Source organism: Candidatus Saccharibacteria bacterium (assembly GCA_016700315.1).
Lineage (GTDB): Bacteria > Patescibacteriota > Saccharimonadia > Saccharimonadales > SZUA-47.
Window position 1 is genome coordinate 73,429 of the sequence record CP065013.1, and the last position, 24,006, is coordinate 97,434.

Annotated in this window: 24 protein-coding genes; 4 read left to right on the plus strand and 20 right to left on the minus strand. The window is 44.6% G+C overall.

Annotated elements, in window-relative coordinates; genetic code table 11:
* Positions 1–38: 38 nt before the first annotated feature.
* Positions 39–1,544, minus strand: a complete 1,506-nt coding sequence (locus IPO96_00400) for a hypothetical protein (protein QQS65008.1) — start codon at positions 1,542–1,544, stop codon at positions 39–41.
* A 103-nt stretch (positions 1,545–1,647) separates the two neighbouring features.
* Here IPO96_00400 and IPO96_00405 point away from each other — a divergent pair, with 103 nt between their 5' ends.
* The 3 genes from IPO96_00405 to IPO96_00415 are packed head-to-tail and all read left to right on the plus strand — an operon-like array spanning position 1,648 to position 3,352.
* A complete protein-coding gene (locus IPO96_00405) occupies positions 1,648–2,613 on the plus strand; it encodes a hypothetical protein (GenBank protein QQS65009.1) in 966 nt (321 codons plus the stop codon).
* 59 nt (positions 2,614–2,672) lie between these two features.
* Entirely contained in the window at positions 2,673–3,065 is a 393-nt protein-coding gene (locus IPO96_00410) for a hypothetical protein (protein ID QQS65010.1), read from the plus strand.
* 14 nt (positions 3,066–3,079) lie between these two features.
* On the plus strand, positions 3,080–3,352 hold the full coding sequence (locus tag IPO96_00415; GenBank protein ID QQS65011.1) for a 50S ribosomal protein L27: 273 nt from the start codon (positions 3,080–3,082) through the stop codon (positions 3,350–3,352).
* A 107-nt stretch (positions 3,353–3,459) separates the two neighbouring features.
* Here the strand turns inward: IPO96_00415 and IPO96_00420 are convergent, their stop codons facing one another.
* The 10 genes from IPO96_00420 to IPO96_00465 form a co-directional block, all read right to left on the minus strand.
* Positions 3,460–4,140: a Fic family protein gene (locus tag IPO96_00420; protein ID QQS65012.1), complete on the minus strand. Its 681-nt coding sequence runs from the start codon at positions 4,138–4,140 to the stop codon at positions 3,460–3,462.
* A 594-nt stretch (positions 4,141–4,734) separates the two neighbouring features.
* Positions 4,735–5,175 carry a hypothetical protein gene (locus tag IPO96_00425; GenBank protein QQS65013.1) on the minus strand — a complete coding sequence of 147 codons (441 nt, stop codon included), beginning with the start codon at positions 5,173–5,175 and terminating at the stop codon, positions 4,735–4,737.
* A 71-nt stretch (positions 5,176–5,246) separates the two neighbouring features.
* On the minus strand, positions 5,247–5,651 hold the full coding sequence (locus IPO96_00430; protein ID QQS65014.1) for a response regulator: 405 nt from the start codon (positions 5,649–5,651) through the stop codon (positions 5,247–5,249).
* Positions 5,652–5,743: 92 nt separating this feature from the next.
* Complete coding sequence (locus IPO96_00435) at positions 5,744–7,330, minus strand: CTP synthase (GenBank protein ID QQS65015.1); 1,587 nt, start codon at positions 7,328–7,330, stop codon at positions 5,744–5,746.
* 526 nt (positions 7,331–7,856) lie between these two features.
* On the minus strand, positions 7,857–9,071 hold the full coding sequence (locus IPO96_00440; protein QQS65016.1) for a S41 family peptidase: 1,215 nt from the start codon (positions 9,069–9,071) through the stop codon (positions 7,857–7,859).
* A 360-nt stretch (positions 9,072–9,431) separates the two neighbouring features.
* On the minus strand, positions 9,432–10,559 hold the full coding sequence (locus IPO96_00445) for a CHAP domain-containing protein (GenBank protein QQS65017.1): 1,128 nt from the start codon (positions 10,557–10,559) through the stop codon (positions 9,432–9,434).
* A gap of 258 nt (positions 10,560–10,817) precedes the next feature.
* A complete protein-coding gene (locus IPO96_00450) occupies positions 10,818–11,753 on the minus strand; it encodes an ABC transporter permease (GenBank protein ID QQS65018.1) in 936 nt (311 codons plus the stop codon).
* Entirely contained in the window at positions 11,750–12,436 is a 687-nt protein-coding gene (gene ftsE, locus IPO96_00455) for a cell division ATP-binding protein FtsE (GenBank protein QQS65019.1), read from the minus strand. Before ftsE ends, IPO96_00450 begins: the two co-directional genes overlap by 4 nt.
* Positions 12,437–12,666: 230 nt before the next feature.
* On the minus strand, positions 12,667–12,828 hold the full coding sequence (locus IPO96_00460) for a hypothetical protein (GenBank protein QQS65020.1): 162 nt from the start codon (positions 12,826–12,828) through the stop codon (positions 12,667–12,669).
* Positions 12,829–12,941: 113 nt separating this feature from the next.
* On the minus strand, positions 12,942–13,469 hold the full coding sequence (locus tag IPO96_00465; GenBank protein QQS65021.1) for a hypothetical protein: 528 nt from the start codon (positions 13,467–13,469) through the stop codon (positions 12,942–12,944).
* 76 nt (positions 13,470–13,545) lie between these two features.
* Here IPO96_00465 and IPO96_00470 point away from each other — a divergent pair, with 76 nt between their 5' ends.
* Complete coding sequence (locus IPO96_00470) at positions 13,546–14,220, plus strand: hypothetical protein (protein ID QQS65022.1); 675 nt, start codon at positions 13,546–13,548, stop codon at positions 14,218–14,220.
* Here IPO96_00470 and prfB read toward each other — a convergent pair.
* From prfB to IPO96_00515, 9 genes are all read right to left on the minus strand, one after another.
* Entirely contained in the window at positions 14,196–15,269 is a 1,074-nt protein-coding gene (gene prfB, locus IPO96_00475) for a peptide chain release factor 2 (protein ID QQS65023.1), read from the minus strand. The two genes, IPO96_00470 and prfB, sit on opposite strands and share 25 nt — an antisense overlap.
* Positions 15,269–16,537, minus strand: coding sequence for an insulinase family protein (locus IPO96_00480; GenBank protein ID QQS65024.1), 1,269 nt, complete (start codon positions 16,535–16,537; stop codon positions 15,269–15,271). Before IPO96_00480 ends, prfB begins: the two co-directional genes overlap by 1 nt.
* Positions 16,538–16,589: 52 nt before the next feature.
* Complete coding sequence (locus IPO96_00485; protein QQS65025.1) at positions 16,590–19,214, minus strand: preprotein translocase subunit SecA; 2,625 nt, start codon at positions 19,212–19,214, stop codon at positions 16,590–16,592.
* A gap of 123 nt (positions 19,215–19,337) precedes the next feature.
* A complete protein-coding gene (gene raiA / locus IPO96_00490) occupies positions 19,338–19,715 on the minus strand; it encodes a ribosome-associated translation inhibitor RaiA (GenBank protein ID QQS65026.1) in 378 nt (125 codons plus the stop codon).
* A gap of 1 nt (position 19,716) precedes the next feature.
* Positions 19,717–21,024: a serine--tRNA ligase gene (gene serS, locus IPO96_00495; GenBank protein ID QQS65027.1), complete on the minus strand. Its 1,308-nt coding sequence runs from the start codon at positions 21,022–21,024 to the stop codon at positions 19,717–19,719.
* 69 nt (positions 21,025–21,093) lie between these two features.
* Positions 21,094–21,882: a PD-(D/E)XK nuclease family protein gene (locus IPO96_00500; GenBank protein ID QQS65028.1), complete on the minus strand. Its 789-nt coding sequence runs from the start codon at positions 21,880–21,882 to the stop codon at positions 21,094–21,096.
* A gap of 59 nt (positions 21,883–21,941) precedes the next feature.
* Positions 21,942–22,376: a hypothetical protein gene (locus tag IPO96_00505; GenBank protein QQS65029.1), complete on the minus strand. Its 435-nt coding sequence runs from the start codon at positions 22,374–22,376 to the stop codon at positions 21,942–21,944.
* Between the two features lie 36 nt (positions 22,377–22,412).
* Entirely contained in the window at positions 22,413–23,108 is a 696-nt protein-coding gene (locus IPO96_00510; protein ID QQS65030.1) for a 16S rRNA (uracil(1498)-N(3))-methyltransferase, read from the minus strand.
* Positions 23,105–23,980 carry a DnaJ domain-containing protein gene (locus IPO96_00515; protein ID QQS65031.1) on the minus strand — a complete coding sequence of 292 codons (876 nt, stop codon included), beginning with the start codon at positions 23,978–23,980 and terminating at the stop codon, positions 23,105–23,107. Before IPO96_00515 ends, IPO96_00510 begins: the two co-directional genes overlap by 4 nt.
* Positions 23,981–24,006: the final 26 nt, after the last annotated feature.

A 24,006-nucleotide genomic window follows, 5' to 3' on the forward strand; every position in this document is an offset into this window, starting at 1 on the left:
TGGTTATTTTTATTTTTCGTTAAAGATACTAGTTCATTCTAGCGCTTGTTGCGTGCGCCTGCAAACCTTCTGGACAGCAGCGCGGCAGAAATTGTAACAGCGATTAGAGCCATCACAACTGGCATAGACATGGTACTAACGCTGATGCCCGTAGCTGGATCGCTGGCGATTCCGGCACTAAAGCCACCAGAACCAGTCAAGCCATCTATTTGCCAGAACTTATTGCCGTTCAGAGTTATTATGGTTGCCTTGACACTCTTGCCTGCAGGTATAGATTTTGTGTCGGCGTCAGTTTTTGTCTGGCCATCTTTCAGGTAGTAGATACCAGAGCATTTATCGTTAACAGCAGCCATTTCGCTCGCTCCAGCACAGATACCAACAAAGCTCGTGCCTGTCTTATAGGGTACAAATAGCGTAAACGAGCCATCTTTTGTGACAGTATTCAGATTATGAGCTAAAGCTTTGAAATCTGTAGCCGAAGTATCTAGTTTGACGCTGTTACCGGCCAAGTCTATATCCCCCGCCAACATGTCGAAGATACCGCCAGCGATAGGCCAAGCAGCGTCTTTTGGTATAGCCTTACCATCAGAAACTGTATCCAGCGAAAAGTAAACTTGCTGGGCTGCGCTATCGCTGAATGATAGATAATCAGTCGGAAAACCGCCCGAGTTGTACGTCAAAGAAGTAGAAGCCTCCAAATACGCTCCCTCTACATTGATAACCGTCGTGCCGGTACCAACTACGCTATGTTTAACCACTACTCCACTACTGTTTCCCGCAATATTCTTGATATTAGCAACCTTGGTAGACGAATTGTACGTAGACTGATCGACTGCCGAGCAAGCACCAGCGTCCTTACTAAGACTTAGGTCTTCGGCTGTTGAGCCACTGAGCACCTGAACGTTTATTTCGTTTGCAGCAAGACTTGTGCAGGTGCCTTCACCATCAGAAGTGCCCCGACCTACATTTACACTTTTCAGCTGGTCTTCAGCCATAGCAATGTCGGCTAACTTCGCATCAGCTCCTGCTCCTTCTTTGAGGTACATACTAACTACGCCAGGACTTGAAGTATCAAATCCCACAATGTACTCTGTACCAGCAGCAAAATTATGGGTATATGTAATTCCGCAACCTGTACCTATACCATCAACACCTGTTCTGCCTACCACTCCGCTCGCAAGATTAGTGTAGTCGCTTGCCGACCAGCTATAGCTTGCTCTGGGTTTTGCGGCGTTATCATTTTCATAGCAAGTCATTGCCAGACTTGTAGGTGATACAGTGAAGCTGATCGAACCAGAGCTATTTGTAACAGACGATATTGCCGTGTTTATATTAACTGATACCCTGCCGCTAACATAAGCTGACACGCTATTAAGGCTAACATTTAATCTGCTGGGATAAGGGCTACTGAAGCTCTTTTCTACGCCACTATAATAAAGTGACCCTCCACCTTGTTGCGCCGAAGCTGCCATAGGAGCTAGTGCGAATAATGCAAGAAGAGTACTACTCAGCAGGCTCAATGTTCGTTTAATATTTTTGTACATCAGCTATCCTTTCAGCGTTTGATTTATTGTCTATCTTATTTTTACTTATATATAACAAAAACACAAGCACAATGATTTGCGCCATACAAGTTATAATTGAGTAGTGAAACAGTACATATCAATTCTTGGGAGGCTACCAAAGCTCTCGCTAGCCGAGCTAGAGGCCGTTTTTGGGGCGCAAAATATCCAGCCCTTCACGAGCGAAGCGGCGATAATAAATAGCGAGGTCACCGCCGCCGACTACGCACGGCTTGGCGGCAGTCTTAAGCTTGCCAAAATACTGGCTGAGCTCCCAAACGATTGGCCGTCAATCGAGCAGTACTTAAGCCGCACCCTACCTGAACATGCTAGCTACACCCAGGGCAAGCTAACGCTAGGCATAAGCCTATATGGCCTCAGAGTCCCCGTGCCCAAACTCCAGCGGTCGATACTAGGCTTCAAAAAATTACTCAAAACTAGCGGCAAGCCTGTGCGAGTAATCCTCAACAAAAACCTCGAACTTTCAACCGCCGAAGTCTATCACAATAAATTGACAACTCAGAATGCTTGGGAGCTACTGATAGTTAGCAGCGGCAAGCAAACATACCTAGCCCAAACTAAATTTGTTCAAGATATTGATAGCTACGTTGCCCGCGACCGCGGCCGACCAAAGCGCGACAGCAGAGTTGGTATGTTGCCACCAAAACTGGCTCAGACCATCATCAACCTTGCAGTTGACGAGTACGGAGTGCAAGGTACGCGGTACGATAACAACGGGCTGGTTGGCGCAAGTAACGGCACACGGCCTGCGCTTGAGGAAGTTTCGGTGCCAAGAGGAAGCGCGCAACGAGCCGTAGTAAACTACGGTGAAGTGAACACTGGACTCTTGAAGCCGGAAATGCCCAAGAAGCCGGCAGAGTTTCTGGCTCAGCCAGAAAGCAGGCCGGCTGGCGCAGTCTGTGTGCTAGATCCGTTCTGCGGAACTGGCGTGGTGCTGCAAGAAGCTCTGTTGATGGGCTACAGCGCCTATGGCAGCGACCTAGAACCACGAATGATCGATTATTCAAGAGACAACTTAGACTGGCTCTAAAGAACGTGAACGATCAAGAGGAATGATCGCTTATCAACTATCAACGAGTTTCGTTCCTGGTGGGATGCAACCACTACTATCGCTGGGATTTTTCAAAGCTCAAAGCACAAGGCTCAAAGCTTGCGATTGCCTGCGAGACCTACCTTGGGCCTCCTCTAACTAAGCAGATTTCCGACAACGAACTCAGCAAAATGGTTGCAGCCGTAGATAGGCTGCACGAGAAGTTTTTGATTAACCTTGCCAGCCAGATTAGTGCCAACACTCGCCTCTGCTTAGCAGTACCGGCTTGGCGGCGCGGCGTACGGGGGTACAAAAAGCTACCTGTGCTTGAAAAGCTAGAGCAAATCGGCTATAATTGGGTGAAATACGAACATTGTGACAGCAAAAATTTGTTTTATGATCGTGAAGATCAGTTTGTTGCCCGCCAACTCGTAACTATCACTAAGCAATAAGGAGTCTATAACAAATGTCCAAGGTAAAAGCTGGCGGCACCAGTAAAAATGTCAAAGACAGTCCCGGCCAAAGACTTGGTCTAAAGCGCAGCGGCGGCCAAAAAGTCCGCGCAGGCGAAGTCTTGGTGCGCCAAGTTGGTGTCACTAAACTAGCTGGAGACGGCACCTACAAAGCTCGTAATCACACCATACATGCTGCTCGTGACGGCGTTGTAAGCTTTGTTACACGCCGCAAGAAAAACTACACCGGCAAAACCGTCCGCCGCACCGAAGTCGTCGTTAAGTAACTTTTCAATAAAAATATTTGTCTAACTTCCAGAAGATACAGTTTTTGCTATAGCTAATAACGCCCTTGTACACACTGATTTCGTTCAGTTCACTGGTATTCTATAATTCATTCCTTACGTAGTGCTGCGTAACCAAAAGTACCGCTGTACAGATTGCCATCTTCTTCACTTAGTAGTCTCGTAAAATAGTCTTTAACGCTACCAAAACTTTGTAAATCAAGATTCTGACCTAGGTCTAGACTCGAAAGCTTCAAAAAAGGTGCTGCCAACTCATGGCTTGCTAACCCCTTTGCCTTTGCCTGATCTCTACTAGCAGTTACATAGCTGAAGTTCTTGGCATAATCAGCTTGATCGTCGTAAAGATCATGTAGCATGAAAGAAACTGCTCGTCCGGTCCGACCATTAGCTTCCTTGAAGGGATGTAGCGTAGTAATTACCATTGCTAACGCATCGCCCGCTCTTTCCGGATTGATATTGTTAGCTGCAAGGTTGAGCTGTTCATAAAAATCCTTAAACAAATCATATCGATTTTTAATCGGCACCATATCTACGCCACCCACCTGCATTGTCGAGTCGTGAATTTGAGTTTCTTCTTCCCCTTGAATACATCGATTTATATCAGTCAGAAACAAAGCCAGACCATCAAGACCAAGACCTAACATTGCTTGTAATCTTTCTGACGGACTATCGCCGACGACGCCCCATGATTCTACAAAAGACTTGAAACTGTCCGGGCCGATTGGTTCATGATTTATAGTATTTGCTTGTTTATTTGCTTCGTATGACATATTTTATTGATGCCTATTGCGTTATTTTCACGACTTTAGTTGGCTTTTCAGGCTGTCTGTCGGCTTGAGTAGCAGCAGGACTTCGAACCTCTCCAAACAAAGCGACGAGGCCTAGATGAGTTGTTACTAAATGGTTAAAATTGTGCCTTGCCGATTGTTCTGCGGCTGCCGTCTCTGATCTTAGAAATTCAATGGTAGCCCTGCTTACTTCATTAGGAACCTTCCCTTTTCTTGGTCCTAAAATTGACATCGCTACCTTCCGCCGAAGATGCCAAAGCGAGTAGCAGCTGGGACTTGGTCAAGGTCAAGGTTTAGCGGCCCTGTAGCCTGCAGCGTCTGTTCTGTTTCGACCGGTTTGTTAGTTTTTGTTTTGAATATCATAATAATATTATCTTAGCATAAGCTTTATAATTTTGCAATGCTATAGTAACGAAAGGTATTATGTAATTTTTATAACATTACCAAAAATATGTTTTTTGGATAGCACCTTATAATAAAGAACCGTGCGGAATAGGCAGTAATTATATAAGAAGCTATTATTGTCCTAGATTGGCATTTTTAGAAGGCTGCTTCGTAGGAGTTCGCTGCGCTAAATTATGCTTCGTGAGGTAATTTTACGCCACTTTGTTTGGCGAGCTCAATAACTAGATTATAAATCTCTATCACTCTACCCTTTTGGGTTTTACTCTTAAAACTAGGCGTCGGCATATTTGCCATAGAATATAACTCTTTGATATCTGTTTCGATAGCAGCCAATCTACCTTCAACTCGGGTGAGCCTATCAACAACATCACGTTGCGTTGATTCCATGCTAACCATGCGGGTTTCTAAGCCGTCCATGCGATTGTCCAAACCGTCCATGTGGGTTTCTAGACCGTCCATGCGGGTTTCTAAGCCGTCCATGCGGGTTTCTAGACCACCGAACCTCTCATCTACTTTATCAAACCTGTCTGTAACTTCATTCGCAAAATTACCGATCATATCTGTTAGCTGATCGATCTTTTTATCCAGGACTGTAAATTCATTAGACTTCATACTAACATTATAAATCAATCATGCGTACGAGGTTGCAGTATCTTTTACTTAAAAAACGGCAAAATCACAACTTAGGACAAGTGTTGACGTATACGCTCGACAACGTCGGCTATAACAACTTGAGATTTGACGAGGTAATCGTCTACGCCCAAGCTCATGGCTTTTTCACGGTCACTGTCTTGGCTTAGAGCTGTTAGCATAATGACTTTTGTATTGGCGGTTTCTGGGGTATTACGAAGTATATCTAGAACATCGAATCCGCTAACCTTTGGCATCATAACATCGAGCAATATTAAATCTGGATCAAACTTAAGCGCAGCAGCTAGTGCCTCTTCGCCGTTTGGTACACGTTGGATGTCGAAACCTTCGGCCTGCAAGCGCGTCGTATAGACACTGGCTAAGCTGTCATCGTCCTCGACAAGTAGAATTTTCTTTGGTTTTAGGTCTGAAGGTTTAAGTGGTTGTTGATTATCCATAACCCTATCTTACCATAAGCAATTTTATTATTTCAATTTTGGAGCTATAGAAAAGTGTTTGATATGAGAGGAGTCGGCGTAGCATGAACAAGCTACAGCATAGATCTTATGAAACCGACGAACATTGGGTGCGGGCGGTTAGGGCGTGACTTAAACTCTGGATGCGCTTGTGTAGCTAAGAAGAAAGGATGATCTATGGCTTCGATCATTTCTACAAGATTGTTTTCGCGGTTTAGGCCACTGGCTTTGATACCCCAGCTCTCGTATTCGCTACGGAAGTCATTGTTACATTCACCGCGGTGTCGATGACGTTCGACAATTTCAGTTGCGCCATAAGTCTTGTGAGCTAGGCTGTTCTTTTCGATATGACAAGCGTAGTTTCCTAGTCTCATTGTGCCGCCAGTTTGGAGCTTATCCTTTTGATCCTGCATAGTTGTGATTACTTGGTTCTTTGAAGCTTGATCTAACTCGAAGGTAGTAGCGCCGTGAACGCCTGCGTTACGCGCAGCCGCAATTACAGCCATTTGAAGTCCTAGACAAATTCCTAGATATGGTTTTTTATTCTGGAGTGCGTACTGCGCAGCCATTATTTTTCCCTCTAGACCGCGCTGCCCAAAACCTCCAGGTACCAGAATGCCGTCAAAATCTGCAAGCCCCACAGCTTTGTTCAGTTTTGCGGCATCAACCCATGTAATATCTACGTTCACACCTTCTTGCCAGCTGGCCGATCTAAGCGCTTCAAAAACCGACATATAAGTATCTGTGTTGTCCATATACTTTGCGATAAAGCCTACTTTGACAGTTTTTGGATGCTGCATTTTGGCTCGATCTACCACTTTGCGCCATTCTTTGAGGTCTGGTTTGCCAGTCTTTAAACCTAGCTTAGAAATAACGGCTTCAGCAATACCATCTTCTTCGAGAGTAAGAGGAACTTCATAGATAGTGGAGGCATTATGCAAAAGCGCAATTGCACTCTCAGAGACACCAGAGAATAGACTCAGCTTGCTACGTGCAGACTCGCTAGCTTGTTTTTCGCTGCGAGCAACTAAGATGTTTGGTGCAATACCTAGCCCACGCAAGTCCCGAACAGAATTCTGCGCTGGCTTGGTTTTGAATTCATTACTCGCTCCTAAATATGGCAAGTAAACAACGTGTACATAGGCGCAGTTCTCAAGACCAACTCTAATCCCAAGTTCTCTTATCGCCTCCATAAAACTCAACGATTCATAGTCGCCAACTGTACCGCCGATTTCTACAATGTGTACATCATAGCCCTCACCTGCTTTTAGGATCCATTCTTGTATCGCACCTGTTAAGTGCGGGATGATCTGCACATCATCTCCGTCAAACTTGCCAGCCCGTTCGTCTTGAATGAGCTTGAGTAAAACTTTGCCGCTCATCAGGCTACTCCTGGTGTTTAGCTCTTCATCGATAAAACGCTCGTAATGGCCAAGATCGAGATCGGTCTCTGCTCCGTCATACGTAACATAGCACTCACCGTGTTCCCGAGGATTTAAAAGGCCCGCATCAACGTTTAGATACGGGTCACATTTTTGTAGATTCACTTTCAAGCCACGAGCTTTTAAGAGGTTGCCAATCGAGGCGGCAGTAATACCCTTCCCAAGTCCGGAAAGCACACCACCTGTAACAAATATAAATTTCGTTGGTTTTTTAACCAATTCCAAAAACCCCTTCTGCTCCCACGCTTATGGATATATTTTACACATTGCTCCGACAATAGACAAGAGAAATAAGAAGGCTTAAGGTTATTGGTTAGACTGACTGGGAACCAAGGTCTAGGAGCTACGGACCCGGGTCTAGTAGCTAGCAAGTATTACCCCGTACTGCCTACCGCTCAAGTAGAGTCAAGAGTCAAGAGTCATGAACCAAGAGCTAGGGACTCGAATCTAGGGTCTAGGGACTAGGGACGAGTTTATAGTTTATAGTTGATGGTTTATAAAAGAGCAATGATTAGGTTATAGGTTAGAGGTTAGAGTTTAGAGTGATTAGTAGGACTACGGTCTAGGGTCCAGGGACTAGGGTCTATTATAGAATTTAGAGCTTAGAATTTAGAATTTTACGCTTGCTACTTACTACTAACTACTCGCTACTATCTCTGGGCTTATACTTTATACATAATACTTAATACTATCTAGAGCTTAGATTTTCTATCCCCTCGTTCATCGTCCGCCTTCGGTGGGCTTGCTACTTTAGCGCACTGAAAGCTGCATCCAACTGCGGATCCAGTTTGGCTTTTATGTCATCAAGGCTGCGCTTAACTTCTTGGTCTGGTTTTATGCCTTCTTTGTCGATATTTTTATCTGACGGCGTATACCAACGAGCAATCGTGACCTTAAGTGTGCCACCACTCTTTAGGGGGATAACCTGCTGCACACTGCCTTTACCATAGGACTTCACACCAATTAGAGTTGCCTTGCCGTTATCTTTTAGTGCTCCAGCCGTAATCTCGCTAGCGCTGGCGCTACCTTCATTGATCAGTACAACAGTCTTTGCATCTTTAAACTTCTGATTGCCGCTGGCCTTGAGGGTTTGTATAACTTTACTACCCTGTTTTTCCATAAGCACAGTCTGGCCTTTATCAAGCCACAGACTAGATAGCGCAACCGCTGCATTCAGTGAGCCACCTGGATCGTTACGTAAATCTAGTACGATCTTTTTGATACCTTTTTGGTTAAAATCATCTGCAGCTTTTTCGGCCAAACTCGCGGTGTCATCCCAAAAACGAGAAACAGTTATTATGCCGACATCGCCTTTGATCTCAGACTTTACGCTAGGAATGTTAATTTGAGCACGAGTAATATCGAAGCTCAGTGCTTCGGTTTCCCCGCGCACGATTCCTAGCTTCACTTTCGTACCTTCTTTACCTCTGATTTTGTCTACGGCTTGGCTAACGCTTAAGCCTGCGGCCGACTGGTCATCTATGCTAGCAATTACGTCTTTAGGCAGTAAGCCTGCCTTCGAAGCTGGACTATCTGCAATCGGAGAAATAACTACGAGTTTTTCGCCATCTTTACCAAGCTCAGCCCCGATCCCACTGAATGTACCGCTAAGCTCTTGATTAAACTCTTTGCTGCCTTCTTCGTTAAAATATTCGGTGTAAGGATCACCTGTTGCCTGAGCTAGGCCTATTTTAATACCGTCAATTAGCTTATTTGTGTCTAGTTCACCATCGTAATTTTCTTTCAACTCAGAATAGAGCTCATCAACACTTGAGAAATCTAGCTCTTTTGGCGTAGTGCTTACGGCTACTTTTTTTGTACCATCTAGACTAATGCGACCGCTGCCAATACCCCAGCCTGCAAAAAACAAGCCAGAAGCCAAAATCAAGGTCAGTGCTAGTTTTCCGTATTTGGTTTTGTTGTTAGCTCGCTTAGCAAAAGCGTCTTCGCTATTTTCCAATCTTCTCTCCCATTTTTACTTATGCTTTATTACAGTTTAGCAAATTATAGTTAGTTGAACTAAGATTTGAATCAAGTTGCCTAGATACAGCTCGTGTAAAAGATCTTACCGGCTCTTATTTTTTTACTAACAATAAAATTCACATGAATCTCTTCATTAATCAACAGATATAAATATCATAATTCACATATTCCTTATCTGTATAAGGACGGACCTTATACAGATAAGGAATATGTGGGTTTTAAGTAATTTTACGTAGCCGTTAACACGTAAAATACGCCGCAGTGATAAGATTTACAGATACAAATTTATATTAACTTAGGTTGCTTTATTTCACGCTGGGGATATTATAGAAATCGCTTATGGGAAGCGAATGTATTTATTGAACATATAGATTGAGACTGTTGCTTCGCTGTAGCTACCTGTTAACTGCGCATTGTATTGGCTAATACGCATTGTACCATCGCCATAGACTTGTTCTATGTATACAACATGCCCGTAGCCACCACCTGTTGCAACGCCCACGTCTCCAGCTTGTGGAGTATTGAACTGCCATGAAGCTGGTGCTACATTCACCCAATTTTTGGCATTACCGTAGCCGACTGGCGCTTGTCTACCGGAACGCTCGACCGCCCATGCGGCATAGCTAACACATTGTCGAGTACAGTAGTTCCAGCGGTCCGGACCTTCGCCGGGACCGCAGCCGCCAGGCGTCATACTAAAGGCATAGTCGTTATATGGATAGCCACCGTTGTTTCCGTTACCGCTTTCCAAACGAATTGCCGCGAAAAGTGCCGCATTTACCTGCTGCTGTTGTGCTAGAAGGCCAGCGACTAGACCTTCGTAGGTTCTTTGATCGCCTTTTGTCTGCTCTAAGAGCTGCTGTTGTTCCTGCTGCTTGGTCGCTAAAATGTTGCGTTGATTTTCTTGTTCGACCAAAAGCGCTTTTTGTTCATCTTGCTCGGCCTGAATTTGTTGCTTAAGTTTGACAACCTCGTCGGCCGAATCTTTGACTGAAGTCTGCAAACGATCTAGATACTCTTGATTGCTGATAAAATCCGAAAAGCTTTCGCTGGCAATCAGAAGTTCAACCGGCGATGCACCTTTCTTCTGATACAAAGCTCGTAATGATGCTTTCAGAAGTCCTTTTTGGCGATCTAACTCTGCTTGAGTCCTGACTAAACGATCAGCTAGTTCTTCTAACTTAACTTGAGTGAGACGTATTTGGTCATTGGCTGTCGAGATTTCTGCTGTTAAGCCTTCGATTTTAACTTGAAGAGTTTGCGCTTGTGCTTGCAGTTCTTTAATACGTTGTTTGCTGGCATTTATCTGATCCTGAAGTGCGCTTGACTGAGCGCGAAGTTCAACACTACTGGCTGCATCGGCTTTACTAGTCGGTTTTAGCTGCAAACCTCCAACGACAAATACGGCTGCTAAAAGAATCGCCGTGAAAAGTTTTGTTTTAGAAAGTTTTTGTGTTGTATTCACAACTTTTATATTGTACCACATAATGCAATACCTCCGTCTTATTTATAGAGGTAACTATATTGTAGCAAATGCAACCGGTGATTAGGGATTAGCAGCAAGCAGTAAGTCCGCCGAAGGCGGGCCTAGAACGATGAACGAAGAACGAGGAAGTCGAAAATCTAAAAAAAATTCATAAACAGTTATCAGCAAACAGTCTTCAGTCTTCATTCACGAGTATTCAGTCTTCATCTATCAACTATAAACCCGAAGCTTTAGCCCTTACCAATGCTTCAGCTTCAAATGTCGTTCCATCGCCAAAAGACTCGAGAATACTCCTATCATTACCCCTATGAGAATCGAACCAAGTAACATAGCAATCATGATAGAAGTTTTTGTAAAAAGTTGGTAAGTTGCAGCGAACTCTGCCTGTTCTGCTACTTTAGCTCCGATTGAAACGACCATTGCATAGACAATGCTGTTAGCCAAAATACCTGCAATTATCCCATATAAGGCCGACTCAACCAGGAATGGTCCACGTATGTAGTTAGGTGTAGCGCCGATTAACTTCATAATTCTTATCTCTTCTTGACGAGTAAAAATGGCCATTCTAATGGTGTTAAAAATTATCATGATTGAGATAATCGCCAAAGTACCGGCCGCCACAATACTCCCAACTGTTATGGACTTCTGCGCGCCGGCTGCACGATCTATCGTTTTTTTAGCGTCTGTTTGGCCAAGTGAAACGTTACTTACTATGTCTCTAAACTCGTTTGCTTCTGCAACTGTCTGGACTTCTGAGATTCTTGATAAATCTTTGACGCTGACCTTATATGAGGCAGGCAGTACCCCGCCACCAACCAAAGCATAGGCCTGCAGAATCTCTTCATTATTCTTGAAGCTACCTGCTAAGTCCTTCTGGGCTTTTTCTGGACTGATGTATTCGATACTATCAACATTATTGTTTGCTTTTAGGGCGCTAAACAGCTTTTGCCTGTCACTATCACTAACGTCGTCTTTGAGATAAACTGCTGCTTTTAGATTTTTGGCGATCTGGTTGATGGCGTTGCTGGCAGTTACATTCAAAACAACTGCTAGCTGGATTATGACCAAAGAAACAATCATAACTGCGATAGCTGCGATAGTCAGCCATGAGTTTCGGAAAAGGTTTTTGGCGCCCATACTGAGCACTCGACGGAGAGTATTGAGGTTTTTCATCTCTGGACGTACTCCGATCCAGCCCGATCACTTATTACGCGGCCGTCCTTAATTGTCACAACTCGGCGACGCAGTTTATTAACAATCTCCTGGTTGTGAGTAGTCAAGATCACGGTGGTTCCGAAACGGTTAATTTTTTCGAGGACGCGTATGACGTCCCACGCATGTTTGGGGTCGAGGTTGCCCGTTGGCTCATCGGCTATTAATATTTTGGGCTGTCTAACAACTGCTCTAGCAATCGCTACACGCTGACGCTCTCCACCAGATAGTTCGGCCGGGTAAAAATGCTCTTTGCCCTTTAGCCCTACGATATCTAAAACTTTGGGCACTGTATGGGCGATCTCTTTGTTGCCCATGCCAACTATCTCTAGCGCGAAGGCTACATTCTCAAAAACTGTACGCTTTGGCAGCAGCTTAAAATCCTGAAACACAACGCCAATTTTACGTCGTAGGTATGGAATATCTTTGTTTTTCAGTTTGTCATAATCAACGCCGCCGATCACGATCTTGCCGCTAGTCGGGCGTTCTTCTCGGGTTAGTAGCCGTAGAAGCGTACTCTTACCCGCCCCGCTCTGGCCAATAATAATAACAAACTCTTTGGGTTCGACGTGTAAAGAGACACGATCGAGCGCCGCCCCCGCTTTTTTGCTATAAGCCATTGTTACCCGATCGAGCAGTATCATACTCTTATAGTATAAAGTATCGAGTAATAAGTATAAAGCTTATGCGGTTTTTATCTGATATTACCCTTTATTACTTGGCCTGCCCGAAATACCCTTGATGCCTCAGCAGCACTCACATTAGCACTTTCTCTCATTAGTCTAGCATGCTGGAGTGGCGAGTGCGTATTTCTACCTGCTATCATGTCGTCCTCTGCCTTATTTACCGCTTTTACTACGGCCTCCTCTGCTAACTAGCTTGCGTGTGCCATTACTTCGGCTTCTCTAGGGTCTTGTACTGCATTGGGGTGTGCTTGCAGGTAGTCGTCTACTCTTTCTTCTTTAGAGAATTGTGGTTGATATGCCTGTTCAATCGGTAATGATTCATTTGTTTGTGTTGGAAATCCTTCGCTCATTTTTGTATTCCTTTTTTATTTTTTGATTAATACAAAACGAATATTACTCTCTCTCTCGATTTGTCAAAGAAATAATAAACACCCTTTGCCAGAGGCCTGGCCTCTAGTAACTGTTACACTGGATACAATTTGTCCGTGAATCTATTGAGCCTAGCCTGATCTTCTACGTCAATACCGAAAACCGTAGGATGAATCATGGGCAGCACTTCCACTTGTGGGACAATAGCATCACCTAAGAACCCCTCAATAACCCACTCTTCTGGCTGGCTATCGTCGAATGCTGTGAAAGCTACGACTGCTAATACACCCGCGCTGTAGCCTAGTTCAATAAAGCTTTGCTGGTATAGACGTTCTTGACTTAGTCTAGGATTTGCAATCTGTTCTTCAAGCCTGGCCGCAGCAAGCTTCTTATTATGAGCCAGGCCAATATCGCAACTCTGTAAATATCTTAATAGGTTGTCCCTACCGATATCTGAGAAATCTTTTGGTTCTTCAGCATCACCAAGAGCCTTAATAACTGCGCGATTCATTTTCTCTAACTCTGCCGCTACGTCAGCAAAGCTTTCGAATTTATCGGCCTTTGGGGTTAGAGCCCAAATCTTTTTTTCTTTCTCTGCAAAAAATTTTACTTCTTTTGGCATTTCTCATCTCCTTATTATTAGTAACTGAATTCTGCAGCATAGACAAAGCATGTTCTAGTCGAATAAAATTACCTTGATGGACTTACACCACGTACAAAGAGATGTAATTAAGAAACTAGTAGAGACATCAGGCGCTCGTTATTCAGATCTGAAGCCGAAGACTTTGGAGGGTAACGTGTTTACTTACCATCTGAAATCATTGATATCACAAAAACTAGTTCAGAAAGATAGAGATAGCTTATACTCACTTACTAGCGAGGGTAAGCTATACTGCATAAACTCAAGCCAAAACAAAAAATTCACCCTTTATCAAGCTCATTCAATCATACTTATATACTCACTTATAGACGGACTATGGTTGGTTAGAAAAAGACTTGTCCAACCGATGTTTGGAAAGTACGGATTTATTCACGGAGAACCGATAGCTGGGAAAACCATAATAGAGGCGGCTAAGTACGCACTGCTACGCAGAACTTCCCTAACTGCAGATTTTACCGTGATTGGCTCGGGCTTCATACATATCTCAGAAAATAATGAAACCGTTTCATATGTAAATTTTACCATGCTATTAGCAGTTAACTTGAAGGGTGAAATGATAGAGAAAGACGCGCATGGGGAGAACAAGTGGGTAACGTACTCAGAACTAATGTCGTTAGATTTAATCCCTAGTATGTGTGATCTTATCAACGCAGTTAAAAACAGTGAGATGTTTTTCCTAGACTTAAGCTACGATGTAGAAAGCTCCAAGTAACTGAGCATAAACTCGTCAAGCCCACCGTCTAAGACACTCTGTGCATCAGTTGTCTCGTGCTTTGTTCGAGTATCTTTGACCATTGTGTATGGATGAAGGACATAGTTTCGTATCTGGTTGCCCCACGCCGCCTGTTCATTCGGACCGCGTAGCTCACTTAGTTCTTCTTTGTGCTGCTCCTCAAGTAATTGCGCGAGCTTGGAGCGCAGAATCGTCATGGCCATGTCTTTGTTCTGAACCTGACTACGCTCATTCTGAATCGCCACGACAATCCCGGTTGGCAAATGCGTAATCCTTACAGCCGAGTCTGTAGTGTTGACACTTTGGCCACCTTTGCCACCACTTCGATAAACATCAATTTTGAGATCTTTTTCATCGATTACCACTTCACTATCTTGCTCAATAGCTGGTACGACTTCAACTTTGGCAAAAGAAGTCTGGCGCAGGCTGTCGGCATTAAAGGGACTTAGACGCACCAAACGATGTACACCATGCTCGGCTTTGGCAAGACCGTAGGCGTGTGGCCCAGCAATACTAAAAGTCACGCTCTTTAAACCCGCTTCCTCGCCGGCACTTCTGTCAATCACCACCGCCTTGAAGCCTTTCTGCTCTGCCCATCTTAGATACATCCGCTCCAGCATTTCTGCCCAATCTTGCGCGTCCGTCCCACCTGCCCCAGCGTGAATACTAATAATTGCTGGATAATCGTCGTGTGCCCCATTGAACAACAAGGCCGTTTTTAAGATGTCATACTCCGATTTAAGCTTGCTATATGACTGCTCTATTTCGCTACTCAGCGACTCGTCACCGAGCTCAGCTAGCTCCGCCAGATCTTTGGCATTTTCGGTGAGCTTGGCCCATGTTTCTACTTCGTTTTTTAGGCTAGCAGCCTGACGACTGGTCGCCTCAGCGCTGCTTGGATCACCCCAAAAATCTGCTGCCTGCATCAACTGTTCCAACTTGGCTAAACTCTCAGATTTTTCAGTAATTTTAAGCTGGGCGGAAGCTTTTTTGATGTCTTCATAAAGCAGCTTGATTTCAGACAGCATTACTTGCTCCAAACGGGCTTTAGGGTTTCGCTTAACTCACGTACAAAGCTAAGTTTTATGTTGCCTAGACTTGCAAGCCCCCAAATATTTTCCGTAAACATACTTTTGAACACCCTCGTCACATCTTCTACTGTCACAGCGTTCATACGCTCAGTAAAATGCGCAAAATCTTCTAGTTGATCTTCGAAATAGTATGAGGGTGTGTAACCGTTGACGATCCCGCTCACTGTCTGGCCTGAGCGCTGATACCGGCCGATGAGGTATTGGGTAGCAGCTTTGATCTCATGCTCTGCCAAAATCCCGCTATGAACACTGGCCAGCTCGTCGCGTATCATTTTGAAAAGTGCTGGCGCGTTAGCAAGGCTAACCTGCGCACCTAGCCACCAACCGTGACCTTTTTTGAGTGGCGACTGCCCTGAACCCATAGCATAAACCAATCCACGCTCACGAGCTAAGCCAAAAATCCTCGAATAAAGTGTCTCGGTAAGGAGCGTACTCGCTACAAGTAGCGCATCGCGGTCTTCGTTTTTGAGATGTTTCTTGGTGTAAGTGTCGAGATAAAAATACATATTTGGCACATGCGTACGTCTCACTACCAAAGGCTTAGCTAGCTTCCTTGGAACTTCCACTGGCAGCTCAAATCTAGGTCCGCCAGTCGGCACAGTCAAAAACTTAGTGAACATTTCCTCGATTTGCTGCTCGCGGCCCTTCAGTTTACCGGCAACAACGAATCGAGCGTTGTTGATTGTATGGGTATTTCTATAATGATCGGCGACGTCTTTTAGGGTCACCTCCTTCATGGCTTCCAGGCGTTTTTGGTCGGTCATTGCTATAAGCCCCATCTGTTCCCGAAGAGCAATATTGAGATGGCGAAAATGATTATTGCTCCGACCGACTAATTCTTCACGAACATTACCGGCTTCGCTGACAAATTCTTCCTCCAAAAAAAGCGGTTCGGCAATGGCTACCAACAACAGCTCTAGCACCCGCTTCCATTCAAAATCTGCACACTCCGACTCGTAAGTTATGTCATAAACACCTGTAGAAGCGTTGCAGTAAGCACCGTTTTTTTCTATTTCAGCCTGGAATTCGCGAGCTTTTGGATAGCGCTTATTGGCACCAAGCAGCACATGTTCCATCAAATGCGCAGTCTCCCACTTACCACGCTCTAGAAGGTACTCACCTGCGCGAAAGTTTATCTCTGTATATAGAACATCTGCATCTGGCACATCAACGAATAAACCCTTGAGGCCGCTTTTGAACTTCACTTCTGTGATTGTATGTTTCATTCTTTAAGATGCTTACTTAAGACGCTGCCTCTTACTTCCGACGACGGTTTTTGGCCTTATTTTTGCGTTCTTTTTTGCGTGATTGTTGCTTCTTCTTATGACTTAGGCTTGGCCTTGTAGCTGCATGCTTAGCTTTATCCGATCCCAAGAAATCTTCCTCGGAATAATTATCCTCGATTTCAACAACTACGTCGCTGCCTTCAACCGAACTACGAGCAGCTCGAGTCAGTTCGGTTTCGACCGGCCTATCAAGCGCATCTTCTTCGATCGGCTCGGCGTGGAAAAGCGTGCGCAGAGTATCATGCCTGAGATCTTGCTGCATCGTCTCAAACAAATGCTGAGCTTGACGGCGATATTCAACCAGCGGGTCACGCTGGCCAATACCAACCCAACCTATACCTTCGCGCAAGTGCTCCATGTTTTCTAGGTGTTGCATCCAAAGATTATCCAAAATCTGCAAATAAACATCGCGCTCCACTTTTCGCAGAACTTCTGCGCCGAAGCGAGTCTCTTGAGTTGAGTATTGTTTTAGCGCAGCCTCTTCGAGTGACTTCTCGAATTTGTGAGTATCTGAATCAAAAAGTTTATCTAAAGTCTTCTCGCTAAGCGGGAAAACTTCCTTGACCATTGGCTCAAAATTGTCAGTGATGCTTTCTGGGCTGCGAGAAAGCTGACGCGCTTCATCGTTGATGAATACTTTTATGCGTCCATGAATGTCGGCCTCGTGCAAGATTTGTTTGCGCATTATGTATGTTGCCTTACGGTGTCTGTTCATGACGTCGTCGTATTGAACAACATTTTTACGAGTATCGAAGTTAAAACCTTCGACCTTTTTCTGCGCGCCTTCTAGACTCTTGCTTACGAAGCGGTTCTGAAGCGGCATCGAGTCGTCAATTTTTAGTCTGCCCATGACGGCCTGTATCTTCTCGCCACCGAAAATTCGCATTAGGTCGTCTTCGGTACTAACGAAGAACTGACTTGTACCTGGGTCGCCCTGACGACCACCACGACCACGCAGCTGGTTATCGATACGTCTGGATTCGTGGCGTTCACTTCCGATCACAGCCAAACCGCCGACTTCTTTCACCCCTTCTCCAAGCATAATGTCGGTGCCACGACCAGCAATGTTGGTAGCAAGCGTAACCGCACCTTTTTGGCCAGCCTGCATAATTATCTTGGCTTCACTTTCGTTGTTCTTGGCGTTTAAGACTTGGTGGGGTACGCCAGCTTTTTTGAGCAAGCGGCTTAACACTTCGTTTTTTTCGATTGAAACGGTACCAATTAGGACGGGCCGGCCTTCGGCATGAAGAACTTTTACTTCGTCGATTATGGCGTTAAACTTGCCCATTTCGGTCTTGTAAATCTTGTCGGCTCGATCATCACGAACTACCTTGCGGTTTGGCGGAATCTGGACGACATCGAGTTTGTATATCTGGTGAAACTCTTCTGCCTCAGTTTCGGCTGTTCCGGTCATACCAGCTAGCTTGTTGTAGAGACGGAAATAGTTTTGGAAAGAAATTGTCGCAAGCGTCATTGATTCTTCCTGAACTTCGACGCCTTCTTTGGCCTCGATAGCTTGGTGCAAACCTTCGTTGTAGCGCCGACCTTTGAGTAGACGTCCAGTGAATTCGTCAACGATTACCACCTCGCCGTCGTTAGTGACAACGTAGTCTTTGTCGCGCTTGAAGAGCGCCTGGGCTTTTAGAGCTTGGTTGAGGTGATAGATGTTGCGGATATTATCTGTACCGTAGAGGTTCTTGATGCCGAGAGCTTTCTCAACTTGATCAATACCTTCGTCGGTCAAAGCAGTTTCTTTGCGTTTTTCGTCAACTTCGTAATGCTTATCGCGCTTGAGCTGGCGGATAATTTTGGCAAATTGCGCATAAGAACTACCGCTTGTGGTGGCTGGCGCCGAGATGATCAACGGCGTTCTGGCCTCATCAATCAAGATTGAGTCAACTTCGTCGACAATAGCATAGTTTAGATCACGTTGGCGCAGCTGATCGACTTCGCGCACCATGTTGTCACGAAGATAATCAAAACCAAACTCATTGTTTGTTCCATAAGTAATATCAGCGGCATATGCCTCTTGTCGAGTACAAGGCATTAGATGGCGGAAGCGTGGGTCATCGTGATCTTTGTTGTCAAAGGTCGGATCAAAAATATACGACAAATCGGCCATAATAACAGCACAAGAAAGTCCCAAAAAGTTATAAATTTCCCCCATCCAGCCAGCATGCAGCTGAGCCAAATAATCGTTGACGGTAACAAGATGCGCGCCCTTACCTTCTAGAGCGTTCAGATAAAGCGGCAGTGTTGCCACAAGGGTTTTTCCTTCACCGGTCTTCATTTCGGCAATCTTACCCTCATGTAGCGTCATACCGCCGATCAGCTGAACATCGAAGTGGCGTTGTCCGATTGTTCGGCTAGCCGCTTCACGGACTAGCGCAAAAGCGTCATTAAGCACGATGTCAAGCGGGTTCTTCTTCTCGTTTTTGATACGATCCTTCAGAATAGCTGTTTGCGCAGCTAGCTCTTTATCGCTCATTTTTTTGTATTTATCTTCGAGAGCATTAATCTGCACAACACGCTTTTTATAGCGTTTCAAAGTCTTTGCTTGAGGATCACCAAGCGCACGCTTCAAAAATTTTTTCATTCTGTAATAATTACCCTTCTATTTTTGGGCTGTTTCCACCATACACTAACGCCCGTTTATAGGAGTAATTATAACACGACCTTCGCTAGTTTTGAGCTAAAAAACTTGAAAATAATAAATAACCTAGCGTTTTGGTAAAATCTTGCCTAGGGCAGCACGCACTCTGTTCTGCTTACGGCCTTGATGACGCATAACTTTTGTCTCTTTGTACTTGCTTAGCTGTGTCTTTAGTTTGGCATGGACAATGTCAAATGCAGCATACATATTGGTTGCGGTCTCAGTTACAGTAATCGTTTCGTTTGGTAACTTAAAAATCACTTCGCAAGTTAATTTGCGCTTATCTTTGCTCGGGGTTTGCTTGAGTTTAACGCTGGCGTGCATCGCTTCGCGGTTGCGGCGGCCGCCGTATTTGAAAAGTTTAGAAAGTTTTTTGTCGATATACTTTTTGATATCTTCGTCAGCCTCAAAATGCACTCCATCTATGTCAATTTGTTTGTTCATTTTATAGAACTTCCCTTCCGCCCATATAGGGCCTTAATACTTCTGGCACGATTAATTTGCCGTCAGAGGTTTGATAATTTTCGATAATTGCCACTAGGGGACGCATGGATAAGGCCGTAGCATCGTTAGTATAAACAAGCTCAGTTTCACCACTACTACGCCGCACTTTGGTCTGGAGGCGGCGGGCCTGATAGTCTGTCATGTAATCGGCGGTATGGGTTTCGCGGTATTTATTTTGGGTTGGAATCCAGGCCTCTATGTCGACAGCTTTAGCATCAGGCTTGCCTATGTCGAAAGTACACTTTTCTAATATGTGATAAGGCAGGTTAAGTTGCTGCATCAGGTATTCTTGAATGGCTACCATAAATAAGTGTTCGCTTAACCCATCTTCAGCTACCGTTAAAGATTCCATTTCCAGCTTATCGAATTGATGCATACGGATTATGCCCTCCATATCCTTGCCGTAGGTCCCTGCTTCGCGCCTAAAACTTGTGGCATAACCTAGGTAGCGAATTGGCAGGTCTGCCTCGGCAAGAATTTCGTCGGCGTGCATACTACCAAGCACGTGTTCGGCGCTGCCCTGCAGCCACAGCTCATCACCTTCAATTTTGTAGCGTTCTTCTTGTGGCTCTAGTCGATCCATCTTGTCGTAGATTTCGGTTTTTAAAAGGTGCGGCGGCAACACCAAAGTAAATGGCTTACTACTCACTTTAAGGCTTGCACTTTCTGCGATACTGCTAAGTTGAGTTTCATCGGTTAAGATGTCGCTAGCAAACTGCAAAAGTGCCCAGTGAAGTTTTACTAAATCGCCCTTAATATAAGCAAATCGTGCACCCGTAACTTTGGCAGCGCGCTCTTTGTCAAGCCAGCCTCTATTTTCGGCAAAAACTGCGTGATTCAACGGTTGAAAATCGAACTGTCTTTTTTGCCCCCAAACTTTTACCTCAAGATTCTCGTCTTCGCTTGCGCCAACCGGCACTGAATCGAGCGGCATGTTTGGTACCTGCTTTAAAAGCTGCGTTAGATTTTGCTCGATGCTGTTTAAATAATTCTCCTTTTCTGCAAGCTCGATCTTAAGATTTTTGCCCTCTTCTATTAAGGCTTGGTCTGGCTTACCACCGCCAACCGACTGCTTCATTCGTTCGGTTAGTTCGTTGCGCTTTGCGCGAAGCGCCTCAACAACTTGCAACAACTCACGACGTGATTTATCAAGCTCTAAGATTTTCGGCACATCAACTTCGTAGCCTTTTTGCTTTGATTTTTCAGCAACAAGATCGGGATTATCCCTGAGTATTTGTATATCAATCATCTATAATTATTATACAACTAACAGTCTACAGTCTACAGCTTTTAGTTATTATTTTTTGCTTTTTAGGATTTATGATATAGATTTTAGTGCTTTTAGAGTTAGCTCTGTTCTGGCTTTGGCATAAGCACAGAATTCGCAAGGACCGCCCATGGCAGCCGTACCCACCTCTGGCATTTTGTCGTTATCAAGACAATTTTTCATGGCAACAAGCGTATCGCCCACCCAGTCGCTCTTGCCTTTATGCGGGAAAACATGAGTCTCGAACTCAACAACATTGTTAAAGCCGGCACGATCAGTCGTTCCGGTAGCATAAACAAAGTAACCAGTATCGCTGACGTCGAAGCCATTGGCTCGTAGTAACCATTGATAAATCTCCATCTGCCGGCGGTACATGTCTTGCCAGCCGCCTTCAGCGCCTAGTTCTTTAACGGGCTTATCTTTGGCAGTAGCTTTGTAGTCAACGACCATCAGTTTGCCGGCATCATCCACCCAGATGTCGTCTACTGCGCCAAAAACGTGTAAGTTCGTAGGTTCGTGCAGAGTCGCAACCCCAACAAAATTCTCTCGCCAAGTATCGAGATCTTTGTGAGCATAAGGCACCGCTCTTACTTTGTGTTCAAGCATCAAAGGATGCGGCTCAGCTTTGGCCCGATACATATCAAACTCTTTCTTAAAAAGTTCGTCGATGGCTTTATTGATATTGAACGGCGGGCTACTGGGCCGTTTAATCTTAAGCCGGGCGTCTAGCCAAAAACAACGTGGGCACTGCATGAAAAGTTCGATCTTACTACGGCTTACTTTAAACGGCTCTTTCTGCCCTGACTGATACGGTTTTGATCTCTCCCTCATGTAACTCATGTACTTAGGTTATAGGTTTTAGGTTAGAGGGTCTAGGGTTAAAGTTACAACTAGGATGATTATTTAATGTTTGGCCTAGCTTTTTGCTTCTCATTTAAGTGAGAAACAATCGGACCAACTATTGCTACTAAAACTGCCGAGCCTAGCGGAAAAACTAATAAGCTTTTTCTAAAACGTGCGTCGTTTGTGGCATCCTGTTTTTCAGCAATTCGCGTCAGGTCTTCTTTTGTCGGTACAACATAAGTAACTCTTTTGGATGTATTGGAGTTTTCATGAGTATAGACTTCAGTCCTGGTTATTAGGACAGACAAGGCTGCGCACGAATCGGGTAGTTCGGAAATTTTAGTTCCTGGAGTTGGTAAGGCTTGTACGCATTTGTCGACCTTTGGGGAATGCTCAGGTCCTTCAGTAAGACCTATTGCCAAAGGCACCATACCCCCCATGCCGGCCCCTAAAGCTCCATAAGCTAACATTTGTTTAATCAGTTTAGTCATGACTTTATACTCCTATAGATTTGAATGCTATTGAAGTTATTTATACCACGTTAGGCTGCTAACTGCAACAATTGAGGCGGTTTCGGCGCGGAGGGTGAATTGACCGAGATTAAGTTTTTCACAATTGGCTGCCAATAGCTCTTTTTCTTCTTCGGTCCAGCCGCCCTCAGGACCGATGAAAACCCCTACGGCGCTTGGTAGATGGGATGTAGTAGATAGTAGATGGTCTGATTGCTCGGCAAAATATAAATCAATTTTACCTTCAAATTCTTTGAGAGCTGTTTCGAGATGAATTGGCTCACGCACGCGCGGGACGTCGGAGCGTCCGCACTGCTCTGCCGCCTCGACAACTATTTTTGCTGCTCGCTCAAGGTTGAAGCCGGTCTTCTCGGTTCTTGAACTAAGTATGGGCACAAAATGTCGCACACCAAGCTCGGTGCACTTCTGGAGTACCCAATCATTTTTGTCTTTTTTGAGCAAAGAAAAAAGCAGATACAAATCACGTTCTGGTATACGCCTTTCAAGCTCAGTAACCAACTTTAGCTGCACAGCCCCATTACCAATCCTTGTAAGTTCGTATAGTCTGTCTTCTCGCTCTCCGTCAAACAGCACGAGTTGAGATCCTGTCTGATATCTTAGGACGCTAAGCCATTGCCTGAGTAAGTTTTTGTCATCTACCCAGATCGACTCGCCAAGTTCAGTATCTTTAACAAAAAAACGGTGTTGTTTCATTTTGCTACTCCATTTTCCACTTTATATTTATTGAGAAGCTGGTTGTATGCGACCTGCAGTTCTGAGCATTTTGTTTGTTGATTAGCGAATGTAGTAACCAAACTTTCACGCTCATTTTTTAATTGACTGTATGCAACTTGGTCTCCACTCACGAAGGCTTTATCTATCTGTTGATTTGTTAGCTGCAACTGAGTACTAACTTGAGTAAAGTCACTTTGACATGATTCGTAGGAGTTTCTCGCTTCTTTGATCTTGGAGAGTGCATCATCATTTAAAACTGCCGACGAAACTACGCCGGTTTTTTCGCCACGATACCGCGCTAGAATTCCGTAAGTCCCAAAACCCACTACCAATACAGCCATAGCATAACAGGTAAAAAGAATCCTGGTTTCCAAAAAAGTTGTTTTTGGTTTTGCGCGCAAACTTAAACGATCATAAAATGCGCGTGAAAAACGCAAAGTCGCAATCAACATCAGCGGCAGAACTGCTAAGTAGATATTGCTGTTAGTGTAAAGATAAATTAAAACGGCCACCGCACTCGATACAGCTGTCACTAAACCATTTTGGCGCAGACTCTTATTGGTATCTTCCAGCAGCTGCTCTCTGGTTCTATGATCGCTGGCCATTTCTGTGAAAAAAATCGATTCGTCCGGCGCCGGGCTATATTTGGCGCGGTGTATCTCGTCGTACAGTGCTCTGGCTCTCTCGTCTTTCAGAGTTTCGTAGGCTTCATTGATTTTGTGCATACGCTGCTCTTGGCCACCACGATCAGGATGATGTTCTTTGGCGCGATTTAAGTAGGCCTTTCTGATTTCGGCCGAACTCGCTGATTTCTTCAGCCCTAAAACTTTGTAGTAATCAACGAACTTCATCTATATAACTCTAGCTTAAATTATTG

Bases quoted from the DNA above. Each gene is read 5' to 3' on its own strand.
- IPO96_00465 (QQS65021.1), bottom strand. From the start codon at position 13,469: ATGCCAAAAGAAGTAAAATTTTTTGCAGAGAAAGAAAAAAAGATTTGG.
- IPO96_00510 (QQS65030.1), bottom strand. From the start codon at position 23,108: ATGAAACAACACCGTTTTTTTGTTAAAGATACTGAACTTGGCGAGTCG.
- IPO96_00400 (QQS65008.1), bottom strand. From the start codon at position 1,544: ATGTACAAAAATATTAAACGAACATTGAGCCTGCTGAGTAGTACTCTT.
- IPO96_00420 (QQS65012.1), bottom strand. From the start codon at position 4,140: ATGTCATACGAAGCAAATAAACAAGCAAATACTATAAATCATGAACCA.
- IPO96_00500 (QQS65028.1), bottom strand. From the start codon at position 21,882: ATGAGTTACATGAGGGAGAGATCAAAACCGTATCAGTCAGGGCAGAAA.
- raiA (QQS65026.1), bottom strand. From the start codon at position 19,715: ATGAACAAACAAATTGACATAGATGGAGTGCATTTTGAGGCTGACGAA.
- IPO96_00450 (QQS65018.1), bottom strand. From the start codon at position 11,753: ATGAAAAACCTCAATACTCTCCGTCGAGTGCTCAGTATGGGCGCCAAA.
- serS (QQS65027.1), bottom strand. From the start codon at position 21,024: ATGATTGATATACAAATACTCAGGGATAATCCCGATCTTGTTGCTGAA.
- ftsE (QQS65019.1), bottom strand. From the start codon at position 12,436: ATGATACTGCTCGATCGGGTAACAATGGCTTATAGCAAAAAAGCGGGG.
- IPO96_00485 (QQS65025.1), bottom strand. From the start codon at position 19,214: ATGAAAAAATTTTTGAAGCGTGCGCTTGGTGATCCTCAAGCAAAGACT.
- IPO96_00515 (QQS65031.1), bottom strand. From the start codon at position 23,980: ATGAAGTTCGTTGATTACTACAAAGTTTTAGGGCTGAAGAAATCAGCG.
- IPO96_00505 (QQS65029.1), bottom strand. From the start codon at position 22,376: ATGACTAAACTGATTAAACAAATGTTAGCTTATGGAGCTTTAGGGGCC.
- IPO96_00425 (QQS65013.1), bottom strand. From the start codon at position 5,175: ATGAAGTCTAATGAATTTACAGTCCTGGATAAAAAGATCGATCAGCTA.
- IPO96_00415 (QQS65011.1), top strand. From the start codon at position 3,080: ATGTCCAAGGTAAAAGCTGGCGGCACCAGTAAAAATGTCAAAGACAGT.
- IPO96_00430 (QQS65014.1), bottom strand. From the start codon at position 5,651: ATGGATAATCAACAACCACTTAAACCTTCAGACCTAAAACCAAAGAAA.
- prfB (QQS65023.1), bottom strand. From the start codon at position 15,269: ATGCTGTCTGAAATCAAGCTGCTTTATGAAGACATCAAAAAAGCTTCC.
- IPO96_00460 (QQS65020.1), bottom strand. From the start codon at position 12,828: ATGAGCGAAGGATTTCCAACACAAACAAATGAATCATTACCGATTGAA.
- IPO96_00470 (QQS65022.1), top strand. From the start codon at position 13,546: ATGGACTTACACCACGTACAAAGAGATGTAATTAAGAAACTAGTAGAG.